Source organism: endosymbiont of Euscepes postfasciatus, assembly GCF_004296535.1.
GTDB lineage: Bacteria > Pseudomonadota > Gammaproteobacteria > Enterobacterales > Enterobacteriaceae > Nardonella.
Genome location: NZ_AP018159.1, coordinates 73,951 through 92,221 on the forward strand (window position 1 = coordinate 73,951; position 18,271 = coordinate 92,221).

Below are 18,271 nucleotides of genomic sequence, written 5' to 3' on the forward strand. Positions count from 1 at the left end.
TAAACAATTTAATATTATTAATTTCATAATAAATACAATTTAATATATAATAAAACTAATCATAAAATAAAAAATAAAAAATTTTTAATTTTGTATAATTATGAAATATTTAAAGTTTAAATTAATTTTAATTATAATATATTTTTTTATAAATTCAAAAAATTTAGCATATTCTTATTTTTTAAATAATAGTTTATCTAATATAGTTGACGAAACTTCTCCGTCTGTAGTTAGTATATATACTATAAATAGAAAAAAAATATACATTGATATACCTAAAGAATTTAAATTTTTTTTTGGAGAAAATATTTTTAATAAAAGAAACTATAATAAAAAATATTTTGAAGGATTAGGATCTGGAGTAATAATAGATTCTAAAAATAAATATATTATAACTAATAATCATGTAGTAAATAATGCTAGCAAAATAAAAATAAAATTTTACGATGGGAAAGAGTTTGATGCAAATATAATAGGAAATGATTATATATATGATATAGCTTTATTAAAAGTAAATATAAAAAATTCTAATTATTTATTAAAAGAAATAAAATTTTGTAATTCAGATTTAATAAAAGTTGGAGATTTAGCTATAGCAATAGGTAATCCATTTGGATTAGGTCAAACTGTAACATCAGGAATAGTTTCAGCATTGGGAAGAAAAGGGTTAAATATAATAAATGGATTAGAAAATTTTATACAAACAGACGCTTCTATAAATAAAGGCAACTCTGGTGGAGCGTTATTAAATGTAAAAGGCGAACTAATAGGAATAAATACAGCAATTCTTACTCCAAATGGATGTAATATAGGTATAGGATTTGCTATACCAAGTAATACAATAAAAAAATTAAGTACTCAATTAATAAAATATGGAAATATAAAAAGAGGTTATATTGGAATAAAATGTATAGAGTTAAATAATAAAACTTCTAATATATTAAAAACAAATATTATAAATGGAATATTTGTAAATGAAGTAATTAAAAATTCTCCTGCTGAAAAATATGGAATAAGGTCTGGAGATGTAATTGTTACTATAAATAATAAAAAAATAAATAATCTTTTTGAATTAAAATCCTTAATTAATTTAACTTTTATAAATGAAATTTTAAAATTTAAAATTTTAAGAAATAATAAATTTAAAATTATACATTTAAAATTATGTAAAAATAAAAATAAGCATAAAAAAACAATTTATCCAATGTTTAATGAAATTTTTTTAAAAAAAATACTAAAAAACAAAAATAAATTAATTAAAATAATAGATATAAAAAATAATTCAAAATTATATAAAATTGGTATAAGAAAAAATGATTTTATAATAAAAATTAATAATTTTGTTATTAATAATATAAGACAATTAAAAAAAATAGTAAATGATAAAATTGTGATAAATTATATATATATATTAAGAAATGGAAATAAAATTTTATTCTTTATCAAAAATAATTAAAATATAAAATATTTATTCCTATAGATTTTAATTTATAAAATATATTTTCATATCCTCTATCTATATAATCTCCTTTATCTATTATAACAGATTGCCCTATTGCATAAGTTCCTGCTAATATTAATGACATAGAACATCTTAAATCTTTAGCATATATTGTTTTACCAAATATATTATTTACACCTGTACATAATATTTTAAAATTTGATAATATTTTTATATTAGCTCCCATATTTATTAACTCATTTACATGAGAAAATCTATTAAAAAATATATTCTCTGTTATATATGATATTTTATTATTATTTATAATATTTAAATTTGTAAATATAGGTTGTAAATCTGTTGGAAATTCTGGATATACATTACTACTAAAAGTTACAGGTTTATGTTTTTTATACATAGATATATATATATAATCATTTCCTGTTTTAATATTAGCTCCAGAAATTTTTAATACATCTATTATTTTTGTAAGATATTTGTTATTAGTATTTAAACAATATAAACTTCCTTTATTTAGTACACAAGATAATAAAAATGTTCCTGTTTCTATTCTGTCTGATAAAACTTTATATACACCTCCATATAATTTTTTAACACCATAAATTATTAAAGTATTATTAATAATATTTATATTTGCCCCTATTGTATTTAAAAAATTTATTGTATCTATTACCTCAGGTTCAGTCGAAACATTATTTATTATAAATTTTCCATAAGACAAAACTGATAAAAAAATTGCATTTAATGTTACTCCTACACTTATTTTTTTTATATATATCTTTTTATTAGTTATTTTTTTAAACATTTTTAATTCAATATATTTTTTATTTAAATTTATAATTTTTATATTAAAATCTTTAAAAACTTTAATATGTAAATCTATAGGCCTTTTACAAAAATTACAACCTCCAGGAAATGAAATTTTAACTTCTCCAAATCTTAATAATATTGAAGGTATAATATTAATAGAAGAACGTATTAATTTAGATAAATATAACGGTATTATATTTTTATTTATATTTTTATTATTTATATAAAGATTTGAATTTATAAAATTTATTTTAGAACCTAATAATTTTAAAATTTTTAGTAAAACATTTATATCTTTTATATTAGGGATATTTTTAATTAAAATATCTTCATTTGATAATAAAGAAGATATTATTATTGATAATGATGAATTTTTAGATCCTGATATTTTTACATCTCCATTTACTTTATTTCCTCCATACACAAATATTTTTTTCATATTAATATATTAAAATTTTATAATTTTATAACTAAAATATATTATATTATATATATAATAAATAATATAATAATAAAAAATATTAAATATTAATTTAATATAAAATTATGAAAAAAAAAAAAATAAATAATAAAATATATGATAATAAAATTTTTGATTTAATAAATAAAGAATATATAAGACAAAAAAATCAAATAAATTTGATTGCATCGGAAAGTTACTCATCAATAGATGTTATGAAAGCGCAAGGATCATGTTTAACAAATAAATATTCTGAAGGATATCCTAATAAAAGATATTATGAAGGATGTAAATATGTAGATGAAATAGAAAAAATAGCAATTATGAGAGCAAAAAAAATATTTGATTGCGATTATGTAAATGTTCAACCACATTCAGGATCACAAGCAAATTTAGCAGTATATAATTCTTTATTAAACATAGGAGATACTGTCTTAAGTATGGATTTAAAACATGGAGGTCATTTAACACATGGTTCAATATTTAATATATCAAGTAAATTATATAATTTTAAATATTATAAATTAAATAAAAAAGGAGAAATAAATTATAACAATATATACAAATTATCAAAATTATATAAACCAAAAATGATAATAGCTGGTTCTTCATCTTTTTCTGGTATAATTGATTGGAAAAAAATAAGTAATATTGCAAAAAAATTTAATTCTTATTTTTTTGTTGATATGTCTCATATTGCTGGATTAGTTGCAGCCAAAATTTATCCTAATCCTATTTATTTTGCAGATATAGTATCATCCACAACACATAAAACATTATCAGGACCAAGAGGTGGAATTATTTTATCAAAAAATAAAGATATAAGTTTTTATAATAAAATAGATAAATCTGTATTTCCTGGAATACAAGGTGGTCCTTTAATGCATGTTATAGCAGCAAAAGCTATATGTTTTAAAGAAGCTATGTCCAATAAATACATAATATATCAAAAAAATATTATAAAAAATATAAAACAAATGGCAAATATTTTTAAAAATAGAAATATAAAATTAGTATCTGATTCTATAGAAAGTAATTTATTATTATTAGATTTAAGAAAATATAATTTAACAGGATTAGAAATATCCAATATATTAAATAATTATAATATAATAGTTAACAAAAATTTAATACCAAATGATAAATTAAATTCTAATATAACATCGGGAATTAGAATAGGAACAACATCTATAACAAGAAGAAATATAACACCTAAATATATAAATATAATAACAAATATTATTTGCAATATAATTACAGATATAAAATATAGAAATAAAATAAATAATAATTTTAAAAAAATAATTTATAATATATGCAAAAAATTTCCAATATATTAAAATGTAAAAAAAAAATAAATTAATATTTTGAAATTATTAATTTTAAAATTAATAATGTTTATATTTTTTTTTTATTTATAAATATATTATATTATATATAATAATTTTTTTTTTTAATATATAATTAAATTAAAAAAATAAAACATCTTAATAATATTTATATATAAATAAATATGAAAATAAATTTAATAAGTAATAAAGAATTTAATGAAAATATAAATTATAGAAAATCAGTATTTTCATATGTTTTTGATAATGAAAATTTTGAATATAATAATAAATTAATATGTAATGAATATATTAAAAAAATAATAAAAAAAGAATTATTTTACAATAAATTGAAATATAAAAATATAATTTTATATGATATAAACGATTTAAAATTAGATAATTTAATAATAATTAAATGTATTAATAATTTAGAATTTGATGATTATGAATATAAAATATTAATAAAAAAATTTATAAATATATTAATTGATACAAATATTAATGAGTGTTCATGTTTGTTAACTTTAATACCAGTTATAAATAGAGATTATAATTGGAAAATAAGAATTACAACTAAAATTATAAAAGATAATATATATAAATTTGATAGATTTAAAAAAGATAATATTAAAATTAATATAAAAAAAATAAATTTAATTCTATCTGATGATAATGATTTTGAATATTTAAATAATATTTTAAATGAAATAAATATAATTACAGATGCTATTAATCTTACAAAAAATCTAAGTAATCTTCCATCTAATATATGTAATCCATTATATATATCAGAAAAATGTAAAGAATTATCTTTAAATAATAGAGATATTTTATATGAAAATATTGATAAAAAAAAAATGGAATCTTTAGGAATGAACGCATATTTATCAGTTTCTATGGGATCTAATAATCCAATAATGTCTATATTAAAATATAATGGATGTAAAAATAATTTTAAAAATCCTATAGTTTTAATAGGTAAAGGTATTACATTTGATACTGGAGGAATATCTCTAAAAAACTCTTATAATATGGATGAAATGAAATTTGATATGTGTGGAGCCGCTTCTGTATATGGAATTATATACGCTATAAATAAATTAAAATTAAATATTAATGTAATAGGAATATTATCATTATCTGAAAATTTAATTGATAAAAAATCATATAGACCTGGTGATATAGTAAAAACAATGTCTGGAAAAACTGTTGAAATTATAAATACAGATGCTGAAGGAAGATTAATATTATGTGATTCAATTACTTATTCTTATAAATTTAATCCATCAATTATAATTGATATAGCAACATTAACTGGAGCTTGTATTATATCATTAGGAAATAATTTTAGTGGATTAATTTCTAATAATGATTTTGAATCAAATGAAATAATAGTAGCATCTAATGAAATAGATGATAAAGTATGGAGATTACCGTTAATAAAAGATAATCAAAATCAAATAAATTCTAATATAGCTGATATAAAGAATTTAGGAGATGGAAAATGTGGAACTATAACTGCTGCTTGTTTTTTATTTAATTTTATTAAAAAAAATTCCATTTGGATACATTTAGATATTGCTGGAACAGCATATGATGAAAATAAAAAATCAACTGGAAGACCTGTTTATTTATTAACTCAATTTTTAATTAATAAATCAAAAAATATTAGATAATTTTTAATGAAAATAGAAAAAAATTTTGAAATAAGTATATATAATTATTGGGAAAAAAATAATATTTTTAAAAATAAAAATTCAAACAATAATAATTATTCTATGATATTGCCTCCTCCAAATATAACTGGAAAATTACATATAGGACATACATTTCAACAAACAATTATGGATTTTTTAATAAGATTCAATAAAATGAATGGTAAAAATGTTCTATGGCAACCTGGATTAGATCATGCTGGAATTGCAACACAAATTTTAATAGAAAAAAAATTTAATAAAGAAAATTTTAAAAATAATAAAAAATTTCTAATAAAAAAAACAAAATCTTTTAAAAATGAATTAGATATTTCAATACTAAACCAAATGAAATCATTAGGAAATTTTATAAATTGGAAAAATATTAGATTCACAATGGATAAAGATTTTAAAAAATCAGTTAAATACGCGTTTATAAAATTATATAATAATCAATTAATTTATAAAGATAAAAAAATTGTAAATTGGGATATAAAATTAAAAACAGCTATTTCGGATTTAGAAGTTTCATATAAAAATATAACTTGTGATAGTTTTTTTATTAAATATAAATTATTAAATTCTAATAAAAATGTAATAGTATTTGTTAATGAGTTAGAAAAAATATTAGGCACTACAGCTATTGTTACTAATAATATAGAATTATTTAATTCTTTTAAAAATAATAAAGCTATATTACCTATAGTTAATAGAATAATTCCAATAATTTTTGATAAACATGTTAATGAATCAAATGGTAATTTTATAAATTTAATACCAGGTCATAATATAAATCATTTTGATTTAGCTATTAAGCATAATTTACAAATTATAGATATATTTTCAAATAATGGAAAAATAAAAAAATATATTGATATAATAGATAAAAATAAAAAATTTATATATATAATGAAATTACCAAAAATATTATACAATTTAAATATAACAAATTGTAGAAAAAAAATATTAGATTTATTAAATTCATTAAATATAATAGAAAAAAAAATAAGTGATAAATTAAATATACCATTTAATAATAGAAATAATTCTTATGTAATTCAAAAAATTACAGATCAATGGTTTATAAAAACAAATACATTATTAAAAAATTCTATTAATTTTATAAAAAATAAAAAAATAAAATTTATACAAAAAAATTATGAAAAAATTTATTTAAAATATATAAGTTCTATGAAAGATTGGTGTATATCTAGACAAATATGGTGGGGGCATAGAATACCAGCATGGTATGATAAAGATAAAAATATTTATGTTGGAAAAAATAAAAAAGATCTGTTTAATAAATATAATTTAAATAAAAATATAAAATTATACAAAGATAAAAATGTATTAGATACATGGTTTTCATCTAGTATATTTAGTTTTGCATCATTAGGATGGCCAAAAAAAACATTAAAATTTAAGTTATTTCATCCAACTAATATAATAATTACTGGTTATGATATAATATTTTTTTGGATATCTAGAATGATAATGATGACTTCATTTTTATTAAAAGATGAAAAAAATAATATACCTTTTAAAAAAATATATATAACTGGATTAATAAATGATAAATATGGAAAAAAAATGTCTAAATCTAATAATAATGTAATAGATCCAATAAATATAATAAATGGAAAATTATTAAATAATAATAAAAAAAATTATTATGTAATAGATTCTTTAAGAATGACATTATTATCATTAAATAATAGTAAAAATATAAATTTTAATATAAATAATATATATAATTATAAAAATTTTTGTAATAAATTATGGAATTCTAGTTTATATATAATCAATAATTGCAAAAATATAAAAAAATGTAATTTTTATAAAATAAAAATAAAATTAGATATTAATAAATGGATAATAATTGAGTTAAATGAAATTATTAAAAATTCAATATTTTTTATAAAAAAATATAAATTTAATATTTTTATAAATTTAATATATAATTTTTTTTGGCATAAATTTTGCGATTGGTATATAGAAATGACAAAATTTTATTTCAAAAAATATAAAAAAAAATATATTAATGAAATAAAAAATGTTTTATTGTTTGTGATTATTAATATAATAAAATTATTGCATCCTGTTATACCATTTATAACAGAAAAAATATGGATATTAATTAATAATGATATTTTTTTGAAAAAAAAAAATAAATCTATTATTTTTCAAAATATTAATTATAAAAAAATTACAATAGATAGAGATAATATTTTAAAAAAAAAAATTATTTATTTGCAAGAATTAATAATTTTAACTAGAAAATATATAAAAAAAGGTAAAAATATTATAAATTATATTGTTTTAAATGATAAAAAATATTTATATATAATAAAAAAATATAAAAACATAATGATTTTTTTATTAAAAATAGATAAAATTTATATAAATTTTAAAAAAAAAAATATTAAAAATAATTATATTAATATTAAAATATAAAAAAAAAATTGATTATTTTTTTATATAAATATATAATTCAATTTAATGGCTCCTTAGCTCAGTTTGGTAAGAGCAAACGACTCATAATCGTTAGGTCGTTGGTTCAAATCCAACAGGAGCCATTATTTTTATTCATCTAAAAAATTTTTTAATATATCAGATCTACTAGGATGTTTTAATTTTCTTAAAGCTTTTGCTTCTATTTGTCTTATTCTTTCTCTAGTAACGTCAAATTTTTTTCCTACTTCTTCTAATGTATGATCAGTATTATTATCTATTCCAAATCTCATTTTTAAAACTTTAGCTTCTCTTTCTGTTAAACTTTTTAAAATATTTTTTATTGCATTTTTTAAATCTTCTTCTGTTGCTAATTCTAATGGTAATTTATTTGATGTATCTTCAATAAAATCACTTAAATATGTGTCATCATCATCTCCTATCGGAGTTTCCATAGATATTGGTTCTTTAGATATTTTTAATATTCTTTTTATTTTTTCTTCAGAGATTAACATTTTTTTTGACAATTCATATAAAGAAGGTTCTTTCCCTTCTTCTTGTAAAAATTTTCTAGAAATTCTATTTAATTTATTAATAGTTTCTATCATATGAACTGGAATTCTTATTGTTCTTGCTTGGTCAGCAATTGATCTAGTTATTGATTGTCTTATCCACCAAGTAGCATAAGTAGAAAATTTATAACCTTTTCTATATTCAAATTTATCAACAGCTTTCATTAAACCTATATTACCTTCTTGTATCAAATCTAAAAATTGTAATCCTCTATTTGTATATTTTTTTGCTATAGATATTACTAATCTTAAATTAGATTCAATCATTATTTTTTTTGCTTTTTCTGATTTATTTAATCCATTTTTTATTCTAAAATATATACTTTTTATATGAAAAATATTTAATTTTGAAATATATTCAATTTTTTTAATTTTTAAAACAAAAAATACTTTTTTATAATAAAAATTATTATTTTTATCAATATAATTTTTAATATTTTTTAAATAATTATTATTATAAAATTTATTTTTATATCTTAATCTATTAAATTTAAATTTAAATAAAAATATATTTTTGATCTTCTTTTCATATTTATTAATTTTTTTTACTATATTATATACATATTTAACTAAATAATTTAAAAAAACATTAGAAATTTTAAAATTTAAAAATATAGATTGTATTTTTTTTAATTTTTTATTAGTTATACGAGAATAACGTCCATATTTATTCAAACAATAAATAAATTCATTATATTTATTATTTAAATATTTATATTTATTTTTAACAAAATCTAAATCTATATTACACTCATTTTCTATATCATTACTATTTTTTTTATAATCTAAAAATTTTACTATTAATTCTGAAATTTTACTACTTTCATTATAACTATTTTTATATTCTTTTATGAATTTGAATAATAATAAATGATATTCTGATATTGCAATCTGTATATCATATAATCCATATTCTATTTCTTTAGATATTTTTATTTCATTATCTCTAGTCAATAAATTTATTATTCCCATTTCTCTCATATAAGTTTTAGTAGGGCTAGAAAATTTATTACTATTTGTATAAGTTAATTTCAATTCATTTTTATTATTATTTTTTCTAAAATTTACTTCTTCTTCATAATTGTTATTTTTAAAATTATTATTTTTAAAAAAAGTATCATTTAACATAATGTAATTTATAATTTTTATTTAAAAAAAATATTTTTTTTTATAAAACAAAATTTTTACTTAATTTTAGTATTTTTTTATTTAAAAATATTAAATATTTTTTATCTATATCATTTAATAATTTAATAGATTTTATTTTTTTAATTATATTATCATAATTATTATAATACAATAATAGATATACTTTATTTAAAACATGTAAAAAAATTTTATTATTGTTATCATTTTTTATCAATATATTTATTTTAGATATTTTATATAAATAATTAAAATATTTATAATTTTTAAAAAATAAAAGTAAATTTTTATTTATATTATATTTATAACAAATAAATATAATTTTTAAAAAAATTATCATTTCATAATTATTTATAATCTTTAATTCTGATGGTATTATAATAAGTTTATGTAATTCTGGTTTATCTAGTAAAAATTTTATTAAAATCCTTATAGGATTATTGATAAATTTATTTATATATATATAATTTTCATTTTTTTTATATAAAAAACTATTTAATTCATTAATATCAATATTAAATTTTTTACAAATTTTTTTTTTAAAAAAAAATTTCATTAACTTACCAGGAATTAAATCAATATATTTTATCAAATTATTAATTATATTTATTTTATTATAAAAAGAATTTGAGTTATTTTCATAAAATTTAAATATAAAATCAAATATATCTATTGAAGAATTAATTATATTTATAAAATCTTCTTTTTTTATTTTTTGTAATAAAGAATCTGGATCTTCATTTTTTGGCATAATAATAAAACTTATTCTTCTATCATCTGTAAGATATAATAATATTTTATTTATTAAATTATATAATGAATTAAATCCTGATTTATCACCATCATAGCACAATATTAATTCATTTGTATTATTAAATAATATTTTTATTTGATCATTAGTTAAATTACATCCTAAAGAAGATACAGCATAATTTATACCTATATTAAATAAAGATATTACATCAGTATATCCTTCTACTAATAATAATTTAGATATATTATTATTATATATTTGTTTAACTTGATATAATCCATATATACAGTTTTTTTTTTTAAATATTTTACTATCTGAAGAATTTATATATTTAGGTAAATTTTTTTTATATAAATTTTTTCCTCCAAAACCTATTATATTACCATTTATATAATCAAATATAGGGAAAATTAACCTATTATAAAATATGTCAATATAATTATTATTTTTTTTCTTTAATATCCCTATATTAACTAATATATTTAAATTTATTTTATTTATTTTTAAAAATTTATTTATTAATAAATGTGAAGAATATCCTATATTAAATAATTTAATAACATTTAATTTCCATTTTTTTTTAATAAAAAAAAAACTTAATTTATAAAAATTAAATTTATTAAATAAATTTTCAATATATAATTTATTAATATTTTTCATAGATTCAGAATATAAATTATATTTTTTTTTATATATATTATTACTATTTATATATATACCATTTAAACTAGATAATTCATTTACTACTTCTATAAATGTTTTTTTTTTAAAAAAAATTAAAAAGTTTATTATATTTCCATATACTTTACATCCAAAACAATAATAAAATTTTTTACTTTTATTTACAATAAATGAAGGATTATTTTCTTTATGAAACGGACATATAGAAAAATAATTATTACCTATTTTAGTTAAATTAATATATTTAGACAAAATATCTATTATATCTGTATATTCTATAATTTTATTTATAAAATCATAATCAATATTGTTATAATTATTTTTTTTCATTAATAATTTCATTTTTATATATTTATTTTTTTTTGTTTTTTATTTTTTTTCTTTTAGAAGAAGGTTTTTCATAAAATTCTCTTTTTTTTAATTCAGACAATATTCCTGATTTTTCGCATAATCTTTTAAATTTTCTTAATGAAACCTCAAATATTTCATTTTTATTTATTTTTAAAATTGGCATATTATAAAAAAAATTATTTAATTATTAATATAAATTGTTATTTAATATATTATAAAATATTTTTTTTTATTATAATAATAATAATATTATTTTATAAATATTAATAAATTATGAAAATATTAGGAATAGAAACATCTTGTGATAATATTGGAATATCAATTTTCGATTCTATAAAAAATACTTTTGTATTTAATAAAATATTTAATCAATTAATACACAAAAAATATGGTGGAGTTGTTCCTAATTTAGCATCTATTCATCATTCAAATAATATATATGAATATTTTAAAAAAACAATAAAAAAATATAATATTAATATAAATAATGATATAGATTGTATAGCTTGTACAGCTGGTCCTGGATTATTTGGATCATTAGTTATAGGCTCATGTTTTTCAAAATCATTATCTTATTCAATAAAAAAACCATTTTACGAAATAAATCATTTAGAAGGTCATTTATTATCTTCTTTAATATATAAAAAATATAATATAAATAAAATTTTTCCTTTCATAAGTTTAATAATATCTGGAGGAAATACTAAATTAATTTTTTCAGAAAAAATAGGTAATTATAAAATAATAGGAGAAACTTTAGACGATTCTATAGGTGAAATTATAGATAAAATAGCAAAAAAATTAAAATTAAATTATCCAGGAGGTCCAGAAATATATAAATTATCAAAATTTGGTACAGAAAACATATATAAATTTCCAATTCCAATTATTAATAATAATAATTTAAACTTTAGTTTTTCTGGATTAAAAACTTATATTATAAATATAATTGATAAATATAAAAAAATAGATAATAGATTAAAATATAATATATCTTTAGAATTACAAAATACATTATCTAATATATTAATTAAAAAATCATTTAATTCTTTAAAAAAATTTAATGTAAAAACATTATTAATTTCAGGTGGAGTAAGTTCAAATATATTTATAAGAAAAAAATTTAAAACATTTTTCAAAGGAAAAAATATAAAAATATTTTTTCCAAAAATAAGATTTTGTACTGATAATGGTGCAATGATTGCTTATGCTTGTTATATGAATATTTTATATAATAAATACTATTTTCCAAATAACAAATTAAATATATTTATTAATACAAAATGGTCAATAGAAAATGTTTAGTTTTTAATTTATTTAAAATATAATAAAATTTTTTTTTTCTGTCTTATAATTAATTCATTATTTATATTTTTATTTATAAATCCTTCTAAAATTATATCTTTTATAGAAATACAATTAATTAATTTAAATATTTTTATTATTAAATCTTTTTTAAAATAATTAATTTTATTTTTTTTATCTATAAAAACTATCTTTTTATCTAAGTTTATAAAAGATATTTTTATTATTATATTTAATAATTCTAAATTATTATTTATTTTTAATAAATGTAATATATCTATTATTTTAAATAAATTAAAATTATTTAATTCTCTATCTAATTTATATATTAAATCTATTTTTTTAAGAATAAATTTTATTTTTTTTGGTAAATTAAATTTTATAGATAAAATATTAATTTTATTTTTAAAAATAAATATTTTTTTTTTAATATTTTTATTACTTCTTATATAATATTTAAATATTATATAAAACAAAGATAAAAATCTTATTATGTAATTTTTTTCTAAATGATTTATATTTTTATTTTTTTTAAAAAATTTTTTTTTAAAAAAAAATTGATTATTTATATTATTTAATAAATAACCTATTTCTGGAAAAATTATATTAAGTGAATTAGAAATAATTAAAACTCTAAAAAAACATATTGGATTATTTGTTAACATAGTTTTTTTTAATTCTTTCCATATTCTATCATAAGATATATATTTCAATTCTCCACTATATGATATTTTTTTTAACATCTTTATTGTGCTCAATGAGATATTAAAATTTAAATGATATAAATATGAATAAAATCTAGCAACTCTTAATAATCTTAAAGGATCATCAGAAAAATTATTAGACACATGTTTTATTATTCTATTTTTTATATCTTTGATTCCATTAAAAGGATCTATTATATTATTATAAGAATCTTTAGCAATTGCATTTATAGTTAAATCTCTTCTATATAAATCATCAATTATAGTAGTTTTTTTAGAAAAAAAACAAATAAAACCTTTATGGCCAACATTATTTTTAATTTCTTTTCTAGCTAATGCATATTCTTCTTTAGATTTAGGATGTATAAATACTGGAAATTTTTTACCAACTTGTTTATATCCTAATTTAATCATATTATTTATATCTGATCCAACAACTACCCAATCTTTTTCTTTTATAGGTAACTTTAATAATGAATCTCTTATAGCTCCTCCAACAAGATATATTTTCATAAATTTTAATAATATTTTATAAAATTAAAAAATATATATAAAAAAAATATATATTATTTTGTGTTTTTTTTAAATATTATTTTTTAATTTCATTATTTTTGATTTAATTCTAGATGCTTTATTTTTATTTATTATATTTTTATTAGATTTTTTATCTATATAAGACTGAATTTTTATTATATGATCATTATTTAATTCATTATTCTTTTTATATATATTTATTTTTTTTAATAATGTTTTTATAGTAGATTTTGCATAAGAATTTCTTTTTTTATTCCTTATATTTTTAAGTACAAATTTTTTATTTTTCAATTTAACCTCTTAATCTTTATTTATTTTTTTTAAAAAAAATATTATTCAATAATAATATAAAAAAATATATAATTATATTATATAATAATTTAATTTAAATAATTAATTTTACTATGAAATTCATAAATAATCTAAATATTCCAAAAACTTCTTTTTCAATTAAAAATAAAATAAATAATGAATTAGAACTTATAAAAAAAATAAAATATAAAAATATATATAACTTTATAATAAAAAAAAGAAAAAAAAATAAGATTTTTTTTTTACATGATGGGCCTCCTTATGCAAATGGAAATATTCATATAGGTCATGCGGTAAATAAAATTTTAAAAGATATAATAGTAAAATTTAAATTATTATCTGGATATAATATATCTTTTATACCTGGATGGGATTGTCATGGATTACCAATAGAACTTAAAATTAAAAATAATAATTCTAATATAGAATTACTTAATCTTAAAAATACTAATTCTTTTTTTAAAGAATGTAGAAATTATACAAATAATGAAATAGAAAAACAAAAAGAATCTTTTATAAAATTAGGAATAATTGCTGATTGGAAAAATTTTTATTATACTTCAAATTTTAATATAGAATCTAAAATAATAAATATATTAGGAGAATTATTTAATTTAGGATATTTAGAAAGAAAATTCAAACCTGTATATTGGTGTATAAAATGTAAATCATCTATATCAGAAATGGAAGTTATATATAAAAATGAATTATCATTATCATTGTATATTAAATTTGAATTAATCAATGTAAATACAATAAATATTGAAAAAAAATATTTAAAATTTAAAATATATTTAATATCATATACAAATACAATTTGGACATTAAATGATGTTACATCTATATCTGTAAATAAAAATATATTTTACAATATAATTTTTTATAAAAATGAAGTATATATTTTATTTAATAAAATTTTAAAAAATAATAACTTAAAAAATATTAATTATATAAATATAAATACTATAAAGGGGGAAAAATTAATAAATTTAAGATGTATAAATCCACTTAATAAAAAAAATATAAATATAATAAATAATGATAGTATAGATAAAAATATAGAATCCATAATTAATATATCACCAGGACATAATTTAATTGATTATGAATTAGGGATAAAAAATAATTTAGATATTTTAAATTCTATAAATGAAAATGGATTTCTATTTTATAATGAATATAAAAAATATATATATATAGATGAATATAAATTAATAATAAAAAATTTTTTATTTAAAAATAATAAAATTTTTTTATATAAAAATACATATAATAAATATCCTTTTTGTTATAGACACAATTTTAAAATTTTTTTTAGATTAACATATCAATGGTTTATTAATTTAGAACATAAAAATTTAAGAGAAAAAGCAATAGAATTAACTAAAAATGTTAAATGGATTCCAAAATGGGGGAAAAACAAAATACAAAATATGTTATATAATAGATTAGAATGGTGTATATCTAGACAAAGAAAATGGGGTATACCAATTACATTTTTTATAAATAAAAATAACAATGAGATTCATCCTAAAAGTTATCTATTTATAAAAAAAATTTCTAAAAAAATTAAAAAATATGGAATAGAATATTGGAATAATTTAAACATCAAAGATTTTTTAAAAAAAAAAGATTACAATTTATTTTATAAATCTAAAGATATTTTAGATGTTTGGTTTGATTCTGGTTCTTCTTTAATATTTATGTCATCATTATATAAAAGAATGAAAAAATACAAAAGAGCAGATATATATTTAGAAGGTCAAGATCAATATAGGGGTTGGTTTATGTCTTCTCTTTTAATAAATGCGGCTTTATTAAATAAAGAACCATATAAAACAGTTATAACTCATGGTTTTGTATTAGATAATTTAAATAAAAAAATGTCAAAATCATTAGGAAATGTTATAGATCCTAATATATTAATAAATAAATATGGAAGTGATGTTATAAGATTATGGATAGCGTCCTCCAATTATAATAAAGATATAAAAATTTCTATAGAAACTTTAAATAGAGTATCAGATATATATAAAAAAATAAGAAACACATTAAGATTTTTAATATCTAATTTATATGATTTTAATCCTAATATAAATTGTGTTAAATTTAATAATATGGTTAAAATAGATCAATGGATTATAAATAAACTATATTTTGTTCAAGAAAAAATTATGCATAATTATAATAATTATTTATTTAATAATGTTATAACTTTAATATCAAATTTTTGTATTATAAATTTAAGTTCTACATATTTTGAAATAATAAAAGATAGACAATATATATTTAATAGTGATTCAAAATATAGAAGAAGTTCTCAAACAGCCATTTTTCATATATTAAAATCAATATCTATAATTATATCTCCAATATTATCATTTATGTCTAATGAAATATACGACAATTTTATACCTAATAAAAAAAACAAATTAGTTTTTATTGAAAAATGGTATAAATTAAAAAGATTTAATAAAAATGAAAAATTTAATGAAGATTTTTGGAATATAATTTTTAATATAAAACATCAAATTAATATTATTTTAGAAGAAAAAATAAAAAAAAAGTATATACAAACATTTATGGAAATGGATATTATATTATATATAATAAATAAAAAAAAATTTTTCAATAAAATAAATATTTTAAAAAATGAATTAAAATATATTTTTATAGTATCTCATGTACTTTTAGTAAAATTAAAAAAAATTAATAATAATAATAATACTATTAATAATAATTTAAAATTCTCTAAAATAAATTTTATAAAAATAAAAACTTTTCACAATTTTTATAAAAAAAAATGTAATAGATGTTGGAATTTTTATAGAAAAAAATATATAAAAAATAAAATTTGTAAAAGATGTATAAATATAATTAATTATAAAGAAGAAAAAAGATTTTTTGCATAAATTTTTTTTTAAAAATTATATATATTTATGTAGGTTATAAAAATCATTTAATGAAAGTTTATTATGTCTAAAATTAGGGTCACAGATATTTTTTATTTTATCAAAATTAATAAATGATTTTAGACTATTTTTTATCATTTTTCTTTTTTTATTAAAAATTAAATTAAGTAAAAATTTAAATTTTAAAAAATTTATTTTTGATATATTTATATTAAATTTAGGAGTTAATTTTATAATAGAAGAATTTACTTTTGGTATTGGAAAAAACGAATTTGGATATATTTTATAATTAATAATTTCTATATTAAAAAATATATTTATTATTACACTTAATTTTGAATTGAACCCATTTGAACATTTTAATTTTTCTGCAACTTCTTTTTGAATTATAAAATAAGCACTATCTATTATTTTATAATATTTGTTTAAATTTAATAAAATAGGTATTGATGAACAATAAGGTAAACTACCTATTATTTTTAATTTATAATTTTTGTTAATAAACATTAATTTAATTTTTTCAATATTTACATATCTAGCATCTCTATTTAAAATAAATATTTTTTTATATTTTTTAAATTTTTTTAATAAAAAATTATATAAATTTTTATCAATTTCTAATAAAATTAAATTGTTTGTTTTTTTTACTAAAAAACTTGTTATATATCCAAATCCAGCACCAATTTCTAAAATAATATTATTATTTTTTATATCTATTAAGTCTATAAAATATTTTATTAAATTATTATTTATTATAAAATGTTGTCCTAATTTTTTTTTTATTATCATTTA

The 18,271-nt window shown here is 15.2% G+C and carries 11 protein-coding genes, 1 tRNA gene and 2 pseudogenes; 7 read left to right on the forward strand and 7 right to left on the reverse strand.

Annotated elements, in window-relative coordinates:
- Positions 1 to 100 precede the first annotated feature (100 nt).
- A complete protein-coding gene (locus tag NAREPO1_RS00405) occupies positions 101 to 1,456 on the forward strand; it encodes a trypsin-like peptidase domain-containing protein (protein WP_130624047.1) in 1,356 nt (451 codons plus the stop codon).
- Here NAREPO1_RS00405 and murA read toward each other — a convergent pair.
- Positions 1,443 to 2,711 (reverse strand): UDP-N-acetylglucosamine 1-carboxyvinyltransferase, encoded by a 1,269-nt coding sequence (gene murA / locus NAREPO1_RS00410; RefSeq protein ID WP_130624048.1) that lies wholly within the window; start codon positions 2,709 to 2,711, stop codon positions 1,443 to 1,445. The genes NAREPO1_RS00405 and murA overlap by 14 nt on opposite strands.
- A gap of 107 nt (positions 2,712 to 2,818) precedes the next feature.
- Here murA and glyA point away from each other — a divergent pair, with 107 nt between their 5' ends.
- From glyA to NAREPO1_RS00430, 4 genes are all read left to right on the forward strand, one after another.
- Positions 2,819 to 4,072, forward strand: coding sequence for a serine hydroxymethyltransferase (glyA, locus tag NAREPO1_RS00415; RefSeq protein WP_130624049.1), 1,254 nt, complete (start codon positions 2,819 to 2,821; stop codon positions 4,070 to 4,072).
- Between the two features lie 173 nt (positions 4,073 to 4,245).
- A complete protein-coding gene (locus tag NAREPO1_RS00420) occupies positions 4,246 to 5,739 on the forward strand; it encodes a leucyl aminopeptidase (protein WP_130624050.1) in 1,494 nt (497 codons plus the stop codon).
- A 6-nt stretch (positions 5,740 to 5,745) separates the two neighbouring features.
- Positions 5,746 to 8,211, forward strand: coding sequence for a valine--tRNA ligase (locus tag NAREPO1_RS00425; RefSeq protein WP_130624051.1), 2,466 nt, complete (start codon positions 5,746 to 5,748; stop codon positions 8,209 to 8,211).
- Positions 8,212 to 8,258: 47 nt separating this feature from the next.
- Positions 8,259 to 8,333: transfer RNA gene (locus tag NAREPO1_RS00430), tRNA-Ile, on the forward strand.
- Between the two features lie 6 nt (positions 8,334 to 8,339).
- On the opposite strand, the pseudogene rpoD reads toward NAREPO1_RS00430, so the two are convergent.
- From rpoD to rpsU, 3 genes and pseudogenes are all read right to left on the reverse strand, one after another.
- A pseudogene (rpoD, locus tag NAREPO1_RS00435) lies at positions 8,340 to 9,878 on the reverse strand (RNA polymerase sigma factor RpoD); the annotation flags it as partial.
- Between the two features lie 70 nt (positions 9,879 to 9,948).
- Complete coding sequence (dnaG, locus tag NAREPO1_RS00440; RefSeq protein ID WP_130624053.1) at positions 9,949 to 11,703, reverse strand: DNA primase; 1,755 nt, start codon at positions 11,701 to 11,703, stop codon at positions 9,949 to 9,951.
- A 25-nt stretch (positions 11,704 to 11,728) separates the two neighbouring features.
- Positions 11,729 to 11,875: pseudogene (gene rpsU / locus NAREPO1_RS00445) on the reverse strand (30S ribosomal protein S21); the annotation flags it as partial.
- Positions 11,876 to 11,985: 110 nt separating this feature from the next.
- Between rpsU and tsaD the strand changes: the two are divergent.
- A complete protein-coding gene (tsaD, locus tag NAREPO1_RS00450) occupies positions 11,986 to 13,017 on the forward strand; it encodes a tRNA (adenosine(37)-N6)-threonylcarbamoyltransferase complex transferase subunit TsaD (protein ID WP_130624055.1) in 1,032 nt (343 codons plus the stop codon).
- Between the two features lie 8 nt (positions 13,018 to 13,025).
- On the opposite strand, the gene NAREPO1_RS00455 is transcribed toward tsaD, so the two are convergent.
- Together NAREPO1_RS00455 and rpsT are read right to left on the reverse strand one after the other, a co-directional pair.
- Positions 13,026 to 14,234, reverse strand: a complete 1,209-nt coding sequence (locus NAREPO1_RS00455) for a hypothetical protein (protein ID WP_130624056.1) — start codon at positions 14,232 to 14,234, stop codon at positions 13,026 to 13,028.
- Positions 14,235 to 14,303: 69 nt separating this feature from the next.
- Complete coding sequence (rpsT, locus tag NAREPO1_RS00460) at positions 14,304 to 14,546, reverse strand: 30S ribosomal protein S20 (protein WP_130624057.1); 243 nt, start codon at positions 14,544 to 14,546, stop codon at positions 14,304 to 14,306.
- A 113-nt stretch (positions 14,547 to 14,659) separates the two neighbouring features.
- Between rpsT and ileS the strand changes: the two genes are divergently transcribed.
- Complete coding sequence (ileS, locus tag NAREPO1_RS00465; RefSeq protein ID WP_130624058.1) at positions 14,660 to 17,479, forward strand: isoleucine--tRNA ligase; 2,820 nt, start codon at positions 14,660 to 14,662, stop codon at positions 17,477 to 17,479.
- Positions 17,480 to 17,494: 15 nt separating this feature from the next.
- On the opposite strand, the gene rsmA is transcribed toward ileS, so the two are convergent.
- The gene (gene rsmA, locus NAREPO1_RS00470; protein ID WP_130624059.1) at positions 17,495 to 18,268 is read right to left on the reverse strand and encodes a 16S rRNA (adenine(1518)-N(6)/adenine(1519)-N(6))-dimethyltransferase RsmA; all 774 of its coding nucleotides are present in this window, start codon (positions 18,266 to 18,268) and stop codon (positions 17,495 to 17,497) included.
- Positions 18,269 to 18,271 lie beyond the last annotated feature (3 nt).

Excerpts from the sequence above, each read along its gene's own strand:
- NAREPO1_RS00405 (WP_130624047.1), top strand. The coding sequence starts at position 101 with ATGAAATATTTAAAGTTTAAATTAATTTTAATTATAATATATTTTTTT.
- murA (WP_130624048.1), bottom strand. The coding sequence starts at position 2,711 with ATGAAAAAAATATTTGTGTATGGAGGAAATAAAGTAAATGGAGATGTA.
- glyA (WP_130624049.1), top strand. The coding sequence starts at position 2,819 with ATGAAAAAAAAAAAAATAAATAATAAAATATATGATAATAAAATTTTT.
- NAREPO1_RS00420 (WP_130624050.1), top strand. The coding sequence starts at position 4,246 with ATGAAAATAAATTTAATAAGTAATAAAGAATTTAATGAAAATATAAAT.
- NAREPO1_RS00425 (WP_130624051.1), top strand. The coding sequence starts at position 5,746 with ATGAAAATAGAAAAAAATTTTGAAATAAGTATATATAATTATTGGGAA.
- dnaG (WP_130624053.1), bottom strand. The coding sequence starts at position 11,703 with ATGAAATTATTAATGAAAAAAAATAATTATAACAATATTGATTATGAT.
- tsaD (WP_130624055.1), top strand. The coding sequence starts at position 11,986 with ATGAAAATATTAGGAATAGAAACATCTTGTGATAATATTGGAATATCA.
- NAREPO1_RS00455 (WP_130624056.1), bottom strand. The coding sequence starts at position 14,234 with ATGAAAATATATCTTGTTGGAGGAGCTATAAGAGATTCATTATTAAAG.
- ileS (WP_130624058.1), top strand. The coding sequence starts at position 14,660 with ATGAAATTCATAAATAATCTAAATATTCCAAAAACTTCTTTTTCAATT.
- rsmA (WP_130624059.1), bottom strand. The coding sequence starts at position 18,268 with ATGATAATAAAAAAAAAATTAGGACAACATTTTATAATAAATAATAAT.